General features: G+C 62.8%; 10 protein-coding genes and 1 pseudogene. 10 read left to right on the plus strand and 1 reads right to left on the minus strand.

Annotated elements, in window-relative coordinates; all coding sequences use genetic code 11:
• The first annotated feature begins 612 nt into the window (after positions 1 to 612).
• Genes P3C29_RS32265 through P3C29_RS32310 form a run of 10 tightly spaced genes read left to right on the plus strand, consistent with a single transcriptional unit; the run spans position 613 to position 10696 of the window.
• On the plus strand, positions 613 to 1206 hold the full coding sequence (locus P3C29_RS32265; protein ID WP_010173422.1) for a transposase: 594 nt from the start codon (positions 613 to 615) through the stop codon (positions 1204 to 1206).
• A gap of 59 nt (positions 1207 to 1265) precedes the next feature.
• Positions 1266 to 2864, plus strand: coding sequence for a ShlB/FhaC/HecB family hemolysin secretion/activation protein (locus P3C29_RS32270; RefSeq protein WP_275966441.1), 1599 nt, complete (start codon positions 1266 to 1268; stop codon positions 2862 to 2864).
• A gap of 24 nt (positions 2865 to 2888) precedes the next feature.
• Complete coding sequence (locus P3C29_RS32275) at positions 2889 to 4688, plus strand: MotA/TolQ/ExbB proton channel family protein (protein ID WP_275966437.1); 1800 nt, start codon at positions 2889 to 2891, stop codon at positions 4686 to 4688.
• A gap of 11 nt (positions 4689 to 4699) precedes the next feature.
• The gene (locus P3C29_RS32280; RefSeq protein WP_010173416.1) at positions 4700 to 5125 is read left to right on the plus strand and encodes a biopolymer transporter ExbD; all 426 of its coding nucleotides are present in this window, start codon (positions 4700 to 4702) and stop codon (positions 5123 to 5125) included.
• A 3-nt stretch (positions 5126 to 5128) separates the two neighbouring features.
• Positions 5129 to 5836: an energy transducer TonB gene (locus P3C29_RS32285; protein WP_201123278.1), complete on the plus strand. Its 708-nt coding sequence runs from the start codon at positions 5129 to 5131 to the stop codon at positions 5834 to 5836.
• A 41-nt stretch (positions 5837 to 5877) separates the two neighbouring features.
• The gene (locus P3C29_RS32290; protein ID WP_010173412.1) at positions 5878 to 7581 is read left to right on the plus strand and encodes a putative porin; all 1704 of its coding nucleotides are present in this window, start codon (positions 5878 to 5880) and stop codon (positions 7579 to 7581) included.
• A 17-nt stretch (positions 7582 to 7598) separates the two neighbouring features.
• A complete protein-coding gene (locus P3C29_RS32295) occupies positions 7599 to 8225 on the plus strand; it encodes a hypothetical protein (RefSeq protein WP_010173410.1) in 627 nt (208 codons plus the stop codon).
• A 20-nt stretch (positions 8226 to 8245) separates the two neighbouring features.
• A complete protein-coding gene (locus P3C29_RS32300; RefSeq protein WP_275966438.1) occupies positions 8246 to 8734 on the plus strand; it encodes a YbjN domain-containing protein in 489 nt (162 codons plus the stop codon).
• Positions 8731 to 9666, plus strand: coding sequence for a peptidylprolyl isomerase (locus P3C29_RS32305; protein WP_275966439.1), 936 nt, complete (start codon positions 8731 to 8733; stop codon positions 9664 to 9666). The genes P3C29_RS32300 and P3C29_RS32305 overlap by 4 nt, the downstream gene beginning before the upstream one ends.
• A gap of 52 nt (positions 9667 to 9718) precedes the next feature.
• The gene (locus P3C29_RS32310; RefSeq protein WP_275966440.1) at positions 9719 to 10696 is read left to right on the plus strand and encodes a LysR family transcriptional regulator; all 978 of its coding nucleotides are present in this window, start codon (positions 9719 to 9721) and stop codon (positions 10694 to 10696) included.
• Between the two features lie 125 nt (positions 10697 to 10821).
• On the opposite strand, the pseudogene P3C29_RS32315 reads toward P3C29_RS32310, so the two are convergent.
• Positions 10822 to 11044 (minus strand): annotated as a pseudogene (locus P3C29_RS32315) (IS481 family transposase); the annotation flags it as partial.

Below are 11044 nucleotides of genomic sequence, written 5' to 3' on the forward strand. Positions count from 1 at the left end.
CCAGTTGCTTCCAGCACCACCAAAACCGGCTCCTGAGCCTTGAGATGTTTAGCTAAACGCTGGATATCTTCTTGAGTATTGGAAAACTGTTCGACTTGGCCAGTAGTGCTGACGAATGAGTCGAGCTTGTTTTTGGAAACATCAATTCCGACGAACGCAGAGTCATGGTCCATAGCGTTTTCCTCACGTCCAACCTTGCAGAATCGGGCTTTGCGCCCAGGCAACCGTTCGGACTAGTTTAGGAAGGAACCTGCTCCGACCCATGCTCACTCACGATTTCGAAATCAGAGGGCACTACGGTCTGAAGCAGGTGAAAACAATCTTACAAGGGCACACCGAGCCCAAGCGAGGTGCCGAGTGGTGGGGCAAGAGCCTTTTGGTTACTTTTGGGCTCCTTTCAAAAGTGACCCGCTGTAAGAGCGGAACCGATCGAAGCCATCATCCAAATAACGGATATGCCCCCCAACCCCCGCCCAAAAAAAGAAGCTTTTATGACAAAAGTTCGGTAGTCCCCAGCGACCCCGGTCTTGGCTATGTAACGCGCTCAACAACGCCAAAACAGGCGATGCCAGAGCCGCAAGCAGGATGCCAGGAGTGGGGCGAATGGGAACTATGGAACGTTACTCGAAAGTCGGCATGCAGGAGCTCGACCAGCGCCTGTCAAAGATCGTCGAAGCCGCGCGCAAAAAGCCGGTCTCGGTCTACCGCTATGGCGCACCGTGGGTATGGATCGTCTCCCAGGACGACTGGCAAGGTGCACTCAAGGAAGTCTCCAGCTATATCCCCGCAGGCCATTCACTGGTCCTGCTGCGCCCGCAGATCGACGACATCCTCGACCACCACCGCGACCTGCTCCAGGCCGAACCCGGCACCCGGATCGCCCCCCAGACCGTCTTGCAGATCCTGCTGCTGCAACTCCTGTACTCGGTCCCCAACGAACAGCAACTGCACGAACAGCTCAACTACAACCTGCTGTTCCGCTGGTTCGTCGGCCTCGACCTGAACCAGAAAGTCTGGGGCATCAACCTCCTGCAACGCGACATCGCCACCTTCCTCGGCAACCCGCAGGCGGTGCAACTGATCCAGAAAATCATCGGTGAAGTGTTCTGTGGCGCCTTGCTGCACATGCCGGAGTTCTCCCTGAACTTCGCCCTGCTGCACACCTGGCTCGCACGGCACGGCAACACCTCGATATCCAGCAATTGAACAGGCCAAACGCCGGGCAAACGGCGACGGCAATCATCTTGAGTAAACCAGGGGGCGGTGTGGAGCATCTGTTCAAATCAACGCTGGCGCTGTGCTGGCTGACGCTGGGCGCATTGGCGCAGCCGGTGCAGGCCGAAGAGCAGGGCGCCGAGCCCGAGGCTCCGGCACGGCGGGTGGACGTCAACGAGTACTTCGTGCGCGGCAATACCGTGCTCGATGCCCGCGCGATCGAAGAAGCGGTGTACCCGTTTCTCGGCCCGCAAAAGACCCTGGCCGATATCGAAGGCGCCCGGGATGCCTTGCAGAAGATCTACCAGGAACGCGGCTACCAATCGGTGTTCGTGGAGCTGCCGGAGCAGAAGGTCGACGACGGCATCGTCTACCTGCAAGTCAGCGAGACCAAGGTCGGCCGCGTCCGTGTGGTCGGCGCCAAGCATTATTCGCCAGTGGAAATCCGCGAAGAAGTGCCGGGCCTGAAGGAGGGCGCCGTACCGGACTTCACCCGCGTGCAAACCCAACTCGCCGGCCTCAACCGCGGCGTCGGGCGCCAGGTCACGCCGCTGGTTCGCGAAGGCCAGCGCCCCGGCACCATGGACGTCGACCTGCAGGTGGAAGACCAGAACCCGTGGCACGCCAGCCTCGGCCTGAACAACGACTACAGCGCCGACACCAAGGAGCTGCGCAGCGTGGCCACGCTGGGTTACGACAACCTCTGGCAGTTGGGCCACAGCATTTCCCTGACCTACTTTACGGCGCCCCAGGACAGCGACAACGCCAAGGTCTGGTCGGGCTCCTACACCGCACCGCTGAATGATCGCTGGAGCCTGCAGTTCTCCGGTTACCAGTCCGACAGCAACATCGCCACCATCGGCGGCAGCAACGTGTTGGGCAAGGGCCATTCCTACGGCGTGGCGGCGATCTACAGCCTGCCGGCCAGCGGCAGCTGGGCCAATTCGTTCTCGGTCGGTGTGGACTTCAAGGACTTCAAGGAGCAGATGAAGTTTGGCAGCAGCACGGACGATATCCCGCTCAAGTACGCACCGCTGACGTTCGGCTACAACGGCTACCGCTACACCGAGCAGTCGCAGCTGGGCCTGGGCTTGAACCTGATCGTCGGCACCCGCGCGTTTTTTGGCTACGGCAGCGACGCCGAAGAGTTCCAGTACAAACGCGACAAGGCCAGCCCGAGTTTCGCCGTGCTCAAGGGCGACCTGAATTACACCTACACCTTCGGCAACGACTGGCAATCGGCGTCCAAGGCCGGCTTCCAGCTGGCCTCGGGGCCGCTGGTGTCCAACGAGCAATATTCCGCCGGCGGTGCCACCTCGGTACGCGGTTACCTCGCCGCCGAGCGCACCGGTGACGAAGGCTACCTGCTGTCCCAGGAACTGCGCACGCCGTCGCTCGCCAAGTTCCTCGGCAGTTATGTGCAGGAGTGGCGCTTCTACGCGTTTGCCGAAGGCGCGCGCCTGCGCCTGCATGACCCGCTGCCCGAGCAGGAAGACGAATACAGCCTGGCCAGTGTCGGCCTGGGCACCCGCGCCAGTTTGAGCAAGTGGTTGTCCGGCAGCCTGGATTGGGGCTACCCGCTGCTCGATGGCCCAAACACCCAGAAACAGGACTCGCGACTGCACTTCAGTGTGCAGGCGACTTTCTGACCCTTTTTTTCGGAGACTCCTGACATGCAACGCCTATTTCTGAGCCTGTTGATCTGCCTGGGCTTCGCGCTCCCGGCCACTGCCCATGCCTGGTGGCAGGACGACTGGCACTACCGTAAACAGATCACCGTGGACACCACCTCCCAAGGCGCGGCCATCAGCCAGGCCCTGGGCCGCAAGGCGCTGTTGGTGCGCCTGCACACCGGCAATTTCACCTTTGACGGGGTCAAGGACGACGGCGCCGACCTGCGTTTTGTCAGCGCCGACGACAAGACCGTGTTCAACCACCAGATCGAAAGCTTCGACCCGCTGATGGGCATGGCGCTGATCTGGGTCGATGTGCCCAAGGTCGAAGGCGGCCAGCGCCAGGACCTGTGGATGTACTACGGCAACCAGAAGGCCCCGGCCACCGCCAACGGCCAGTTGACCTTCGACCCGAACTACACCGCGCTCTACCACTTTGACGGTGCCAACGGCACGCCGCCCCGGGACACCACGGCCTACGGCAACACCGCCCTGAATGCCACCGGTGCGAGCATCGACGGGGTCATCGGCCGCGCGTTGCAGTTCAGCGGCCAGCCGTTGCTGCTGCCGGCCAGTCCGTCGCTGCAACACAGCGCGGGCAGTGCGTTTACCTTCAGTGCCTGGTTGCGGCTGGACCAGGCCAGCGGTGAGCAAGTGGTGATGGCTCGTCGCGAGGGTGCCCACAGCCTGTTGCTGGGCTTGAACCAGGGCATGCCGTTTATCGAAATCGACGGCCAGCGCGCGGTCTCGACCCAGCCGCTGAACCCGGGCCAATGGCAGCACCTGGCGTTCAGCGCCGAGGGCGACAAGGTTTCGCTCTACGTCAATGGCCGCGAAACCGCGAGCCTGGCGGTAGCGATGCCGGCGTTCAATTCCCAGCTGGCCATCGGTGCGGACTTGCCGGAAGCCACCAGCGGGCACCTGCCGTTTGCCGGTGCCATGGACGAGCTGCGCCTGTCCAAGGTCGCGCGCCCGGCAGCCCTGTTGCTGGCCGATGCCACGGCCCAGGGCGCCGAGTCGAAACTGGTGACCTACGGCGTGGATGAAGAACAGTCGGGCTTCGGTTTCGGCAGCCTGGGGTTCCTGCTCAAGGCCGTGCCGGTGGATGCCTGGGTGATCATCCTGGTGCTGGTGGGGATGATGTTCCAGTCGTGGTTCATCATGGTCCGCAAGAACCGTCAGGTCAGCCGCGTCAGCGGGGCCAACGAGATCTTCCGTGAGCACTTCGCGCAGATCGGCACCCGCCTGGAAATGTTCGCCGATGACCAGCCGTTGGCCGAACGCCTGACTCATTCCTCGCTGTGGCGCCTGTACCTGGTGGCGGTCAAGGAAATCCGTACCCGCCGCGCCCAGGGCGCCGACACCTCGTCGGTTTCGGCGGCGACCATCGAAGCCATCCGCTGCTCCATGGACGGTGTGCGCACCCGGGAAAACCAGTTGCTCGGCGCCAAGCTTTCAACCCTGTCCAACGCCATCGCCGGCGGCCCGTACATCGGCCTGCTGGGCACGGTGCTGGGGATCATGGTGGTGTTCCTCGGCACGGCAATGGCCGGTGATGTGAACATCAATGCCATTGCCCCGGGCATGGCGGCGGCCTTGCTGGCCACGGCCATGGGCTTGTTCGTCGCGATCCCCGCGCTGTTTGGCTACAACCGCCTGATTACCCGCAACAAGGAAGTCAGCGCCGACATGCGCGTGTTCGTCGACGAGTTCATCACTCGCCTGGCGGAGATGCACGGCGAGAGCCAGCACAGTGAAGCGGCGCACCGTCGCGACCACCACGCCACCGTCCCGGCCTGAGGAGAATCAGCATGGCTTCCGTGAATGCCTCCCACGACGATGACGATGACGCACCCGTCGACAGCATCAACATCACGCCCCTGGTGGACGTGCTGATGGTGGTGTTGGTGATGTTTATCCTGACCGCCACCGCCCAGGTCTCGGGGATCCAGATCCACCTGCCCAAGGCCAGCGCCTCGGTGTCGCTGTCGGAGGCCAAGACCAAGGCGATCTCGGTAAACGATGGCGGCCAGGTGTTTCTCGACGCTTACCCGGTGACCTTGCCCGAGCTGGAAGAGCGCCTGCGCATCGAGAAAGCGCAGAACCCGGACTTCCCGGTCATCGTGCGCGGCGACGCCATGGTGCAGTACCAGAAGGTCATCGAAGTGCTCGACTTGCTGCGCCGCCTGGAGCTGTCCCAGGTCGGGCTGGTCACCGGCAAACCGAGCCAGGGCTGACCCATGACCGCACAGATGCCGATCACGCCGACACCGGTAAAAACCAGGCCGCCGCTGCGTCCATTGAAGTGGGGCGTTGGCCTGCTGCTGGGCGCCGTGGCCGCCTGGTTTCTCTGGCAGTGGGCCAATGACATGAGTGGCGTGCGCCGGGAAGCGCCCAAGGTGCCGACGATTATCCCGTTGCCGCCACCACCGCCACCGCCGCCGGAAAAACCCAAGGAGCCCGAGCCCGACGTGCAGGAAAAAATCCCGGAGCCGGAACCCACACCGACCCCGGACGAGGTCAAGCCCGAGGAAGAAGCACCGCCTTCACCGGCGGACGACCTGGCCAACCCGATGCAGATCGACGGCGACGCGCAGTCGGGTACCGACGGTTTCAACATCGGCGCCGGCAAGGGCGGCGGCATGGCCGGTTCCGGTGGCGGCGGCCTGGGTACCGGCACGTTCAAGCAGTACCTGGCCGGTGTATTCCAGCGCCTGCTGCGGGAAGACCCGGAGCTGCGCAAGAAGGCCTACACGCTGCAGGCCGACCTGTGGCTGAGTGCCGATGGCGAGGTGACCCGCGTGGAGCTGGCCAAGTCCAGCGGCGACGCCGAGACCGACGCCCAGGTGCTGGCCGCCTTGCGTGCCACGCCACGCCTGAAGGAACGCACACCCGCGTCGTTGACCCTGCCGGTACGCCTGTCCCTCAAGGGCCGGCGCCCGGATTGATCGAACCCTTTTTTGCAGTTTTCTACAGGAGTTGTGTGCAGATGATTTCCCACGTGAATCGATTGACCCTGGCGGTCGGCATGGTCGTTGCGACCCTGGTCGGCCAGGCGACGGCAGCCACTGCCGCACCTTCGGAAAACGCCACGGTCAACCTGATCCGCCTGCTGGTGCAGCAAGGTGTGCTCAAGCAGGAACAGGCCGACGGGTTGATCGCCCAGGCCGAGAAAGAAGCCCAGCAAGCCCGCCAGGCCAACGCGGCCACTGCGGTGGCGGCGACCGGCCCGGCAGCCGCCCCTGGCGATGTGCGGGTGCAGTACGTGCCGGCAGCGGTGCGCGATCAGATTCGCGACCAGGTCAAGGCCGAGGTCATGGCCACCGCCAAGCAGGAAAACTGGGCCCAGCCCAACACCTTTCCGGACTGGGTCTCGCGCATCAGCTTCGACGGCGACATTCGCCTGCGGGATGAGTCGCGCTACTTCTCGGGCAACAACAGCAATGAAATCGTCGATTACGCCAAGCTCAACCAGAGCGGGCCCTACGACGTCAACAAGAACACCAACACCCAATTGCCGCCGTTGCTCAACACCCGCGAGGACCGCGAAAACCTGTTCCGCCTGCGCGCGCGCCTGGGCATGAAGGCCGTGATCTCGCCCGACTGGACCGCCGGCATTCGCCTGGGCACCGGCAACGACAACAACCCGGTGTCCACCACCCAGACGCTGGGCGGCGGCTTTGGCAAGAAAGACATCTGGCTCGACCAGGGCTACCTCACCTGGAAAACCACCGACTACATGACCCTGACGGCGGGCCGCTTCGCCAACCCGTTCTATTCCACCGACATGATGTATTCCGGCGACCTCAATTTCGACGGCGTGGCGGCGATCTTCAACCACAAACTCAATAGCGACTGGGGCCTGTTCGGCACCCTCGGCGCATTCCCGGTGGAGTACAGCCCCGACACGGCCACCACCAACGGTTTCGACAAGGACGAGAGCGAAAACAAATGGATGTTCGGCGGGCAGATCGGCGCCGACTGGAAGATCAACCGCAGCAACAGCCTGAAAGGCTCGATGGCCTACTACCACTTTGGCGACATCCAGGGCGAACGCTCCAGCCCTTGCTCGCCGTGGTCGGGCCAGCCGGCCTGTGACACCGACGGCACACGCCTGGCATTTATGCAAAAGGGCAACAGCGTGTTCCTGCTGCGTGACATCGCCCCCAACCCGGCAACGCCCGGCCTGACCCCGCAACCGCAATTCGTCGGCCTGGCCTCCAAGTTCAACGTGCTGGACCTCAACCTGGCGTGGGACAGCGAGCTGCCGGAAGACCTCAAGCTGCGCAGCCAGACCAACTTCATCCACAACCTGGCCTACGACAAGGGCGAGATGCTCAAGCGCAGCGAAGGCCAGATCGTCAACAACATCAACAGCGATGGCCAGTTTGAAAGTGGTGGCAACGCGTTGCTGGTGCAATTCACCCTCGGCAGTGCGCTGGAGATGCGCAGGAAGGGCGACTGGAACGTGCTGGCGGGCTACAAGTACATCCAGCCGGACGCCTTGCCGGACGGCTTCAACGACTCCTCGTTCCACCTCGGCGGCACCAACGCCAAGGGCTATTTCATCGGCGCCAATTACGGCCTCGACAAGAACATCTATGCCAGCGCCCGTTGGCTCAGTGCCTCCGAAGTGTATGGCGCGCCGTTTGAAGTGGATGTCATGCAACTGGAACTCAACACGCGCTTCTGATGCGCCGGAGAAAGCTCATGAACACGCGAATTTGCGGCCTGCTGTTGCTGCTGATTACCACCGGCGCTTCGGCTGAAGGCATGGAAGAGCGCCTGCGCACCCAACTGCGCAGCACCACCCAGCAGTTGCAGGCGCTGCAAAGCGAGCAGGCCCAGGCCAGTGCCGCGCGCATCGCTGCCGAAACCCAGGCCAAACAGGCCCAGGCGCAGATCAAGCAACTGACCGCCGAGCTGGAAAAGACCCGTGGCGTGGCCGAGCAACTGGTGGGCCAGCAACAGAACCTGCACAGCCAGGCCCAGGCCCAGGTGGCGGCCAGCAACGAGCAAGTCGGCAAGTTCAAGAAGGCCTACGAAGACCTGCTGGTGATCGCCCGTGGCAAAGAGACCGAACGCGCACGTTTGCAGGCGCAACTCACGGAACGTGACACACAAGTGCAGCAATGTTCAGTCAAGAATCAACAGATGTACGGCGTGGCCCAGCAGTTGCTGACGGCCTACGAAAAAATCGACGTGGCCGACGTGATGAGCATCCGCCAACCGTTCGCCAGCAGCACCCGGGTCAAGTTCGAGGAACTCGCCCAGGGTTTTGGTGATGGTCTATACCTTAATCGGTTCGATGCTCCACAGACCGTCACTAATCATTGATCAACAAGGAAGAGACCACTATGAGCGACGTACAACTGATCACCAGCGTTACCCCGCATGCCTTGACCGAGCTGCTGCAGGAAGCCGGCTACCGGGTCAACCAGACCGAGCAGAACGGCATCGTGCAATTGCTCAGCGCCAGCCAGGGCATCGGCTTTGCCGTGCGCTTCGGCAACCCGGCGGTGGAGCAGGGCAGCTATGTGGATTTCACCTACAGCTGCGCGCTGCGGGTGCAGGGCGAATTGCCGGACGGCCTGGCGCAAGTGTGGAACGCCTCCCGCCGCTTTGCGCGGCTGTCGTTGCAGGGTGAATTCCTGCTGATGGAGATGGATGTGGTGGCGGCCGGCGTGGGTGCCCCGTACCTGCGCAACCAGCTGGAATTGTGGGACCGCCTGCTGCAGGAATTTATCGTCTACCTGCGAGAATACAGCCAGCAAGCGGCCCAGCTTCAGGCCCAGGCCGAAGCCGCGCCGGCTGTCGACGCGCGCGAAGAGGCGCCTGCCCTGTGAAGAAACCAACCCTTGTGGTCGGCGCCGGCGCCCTGGTGGTGCTGGCGGTCGCGGTGGGGTTGAGCCTGCGACCGGGCAGTGACCCGGTCGCAGCCCAGCAGCCGGCGCCAGTGGCCGTGAAGGACGGGCCGGCAGTGGCTCGCCTGGGCAACCAGCAAATCGACCTGCTTGAACTCAAGACGGTGCTGGCGGCGCTGCCGGTGGAAACCCGCGAGCAATTGCGCGGCAACCGGGGCGCCCTGGAAACCTGGCTGCGTTCGCGCCTGGCGCAAAAGGCCGTGCTTGAACAGGCCGACGCCCAGGGCTGGCGCCAGCGCCCGGAAGTAGAGCAGCAGACCCGTGCCGCCACCGAGCAGATCGTGTTTCGCGACTACATGCTTTCGGTCAGCCAGGTACCGGCCGACTACCCCAGCGCGGCCGAGTTGCAGCAAGCCTATGACAGCGGCAAGGCGCAGTGGGTGACGCCGCCGTTGTACCGGGTGAGCCAGATCTTCCTCGCCGCCGGCGACCCGCAAACCCTCGACACCGTACGCCGCCAGGCGCAGGAATTGAGCCGCCGGGCCCAGGCTGCGCCGGGTGAGTTTGCGGCGTTGGCCAGCCAATACTCCCAGGACCCCGACAGCGCCAAACGCGGTGGTGATTCCGGGATGCAACCGTTGCAGCAACTGGTGCCCGAGATGCGTGGCGTGGTGGCGCGGCTCAAGATCGGCGCGGTGTCGGAGCCGGTGCAGAGTGCGGCGGGGTTCCACGTGCTCAAACTCACCGGGCAACAACCGCCGCGCACCGCGACGCTGGATGAATTGCGTGAGCGCCTGACCGAGGCCCTGCGTGCCCAGCGTCAGGAGCAAATTGCCAAGGCCTACCTCGAAGGCATGCTTAACACCGCCACCTTGAGTATCGATGGCGCCGAGTTGAACAAGGTGCTGGAGTAAAAAACGTCTCACCGCATTGGATGCACAGTACCCACAAGACAGGGAGTCTCCCATGGTATTTCTTGACCCGGTTGTACCCCACGGCACCACGCCTTACCGAGGGCTGACGGAGTCCCGCGAGGCCTGGCTGGCGCTGGCCGCCACCATCGAGCCCGAGGTGGCGCAGTACTTCCTGATCAGCGCACGTTGTGGCTGTTTCATGCAGGCCGCCCGCAGCCTCAACATCAAGGCCACGCAATTGCGCAAGCGCCTGGCTCAACTGGAAGAGCAACTGCGCCGCTCGCTGTTCAGCTATCAGGGCAATGTCCTGGCCCTCAGTCGTGAAGGGCAGCAGTTGCAGGCGCAACTGATTGCCCTGGCCCATGAACGACGCCTGCCGGTGCTGGAGCAACCGCTGATTCGGCTGGCGGTGGCCGAGTCGATCCTGCATGACATTTTGGGGCGCGACCTGATTGCCCTGTTGCGGCGCAACGCGAGTGTGCGGCTGGAGATCATTTCCATCGACAGCGATTTGGCGTTGCAGGCCCTGGAGGCCGATGTGGTGGTGTGGTTGTCGGGGATGGAGTCGCCGGGGGCCGGGCCGAGCTTTGCCATTGGTGCGCCCGAGGTGTTGGCGCGGTTGGATTATTCGCCGCACATTGCCAAGCGTTATTCACGGTTGGCGGTGCGGCCGGACAGTATCGAGGACCTGGCGGATTACATGCTGGTGCAGTGGCAGCCGGATCGGCAGGTGGAGGCGTTGCGGCCCTGGAACAGCCTGGTGGAGCAGCGGTTGGCGGGGGTGGTGCAGGTGCAGGCCTATCCGTTGATGCTGGAGATGATTCGGTGCAGTGCGTGTATTGGGTTGTTGCCGCGGTATATGGGGTGTTTTGATCGTGGGTTGACGGCGTTGGACGGGGTGTTTTTGGAGGGGATGCAGCGGCAGGTGTGGATGGGGGTGAATGCTGAGGTGCGGCATCCGCAGGAGGTGGGGTGGGTGGTGGAGATGATTCGGAATACGTTTCGGGAGAGGGGGGAGTGGTTTGATTGATTGGGGGCATATCCATTTTTTTGGTAACGGCCACCTATGGTTTCGCTCTTACAGCGAGTCACTTTGCAAAAGCGTGTACGGACCGGACACATGGTGGACACATGTACGGGGACATGGTTGACACATTATGAACCGTAATCAGGCTGCTTCACGTCGATCGTTCGCAAAAAGTGATGGCAGAAATAGACATCAAACAGCCCGTCACTTTCAGTGTTCGGACGTAGTGCAACGTGATGTCCAGCCAGGCCTTTGGCGATCCTGAAGTAGCGCTTCTGAAACTTAAATCGACTGTGATAAACCTTGGCCTTTAAATCGTCCGGCCCGTACTCAAACTCCAAAAGCGTCTCC

Source organism: Pseudomonas sp. 1912-s (genome assembly GCF_029269205.1).
GTDB lineage: Bacteria > Pseudomonadota > Gammaproteobacteria > Pseudomonadales > Pseudomonadaceae > Aquipseudomonas.

What these genes read in the sequence shown, in the direction of transcription:
- P3C29_RS32310 (WP_275966440.1), top strand. Translation starts at nt 9,719, where the DNA reads ATGGTATTTCTTGACCCGGTTGTACCCCACGGCACCACGCCTTACCGA.
- P3C29_RS32285 (WP_201123278.1), top strand. Translation starts at nt 5,129, where the DNA reads ATGACCGCACAGATGCCGATCACGCCGACACCGGTAAAAACCAGGCCG.
- P3C29_RS32290 (WP_010173412.1), top strand. Translation starts at nt 5,878, where the DNA reads ATGATTTCCCACGTGAATCGATTGACCCTGGCGGTCGGCATGGTCGTT.
- P3C29_RS32275 (WP_275966437.1), top strand. Translation starts at nt 2,889, where the DNA reads ATGCAACGCCTATTTCTGAGCCTGTTGATCTGCCTGGGCTTCGCGCTC.
- P3C29_RS32265 (WP_010173422.1), top strand. Translation starts at nt 613, where the DNA reads ATGGAACGTTACTCGAAAGTCGGCATGCAGGAGCTCGACCAGCGCCTG.
- P3C29_RS32280 (WP_010173416.1), top strand. Translation starts at nt 4,700, where the DNA reads ATGGCTTCCGTGAATGCCTCCCACGACGATGACGATGACGCACCCGTC.
- P3C29_RS32300 (WP_275966438.1), top strand. Translation starts at nt 8,246, where the DNA reads ATGAGCGACGTACAACTGATCACCAGCGTTACCCCGCATGCCTTGACC.
- P3C29_RS32295 (WP_010173410.1), top strand. Translation starts at nt 7,599, where the DNA reads ATGAACACGCGAATTTGCGGCCTGCTGTTGCTGCTGATTACCACCGGC.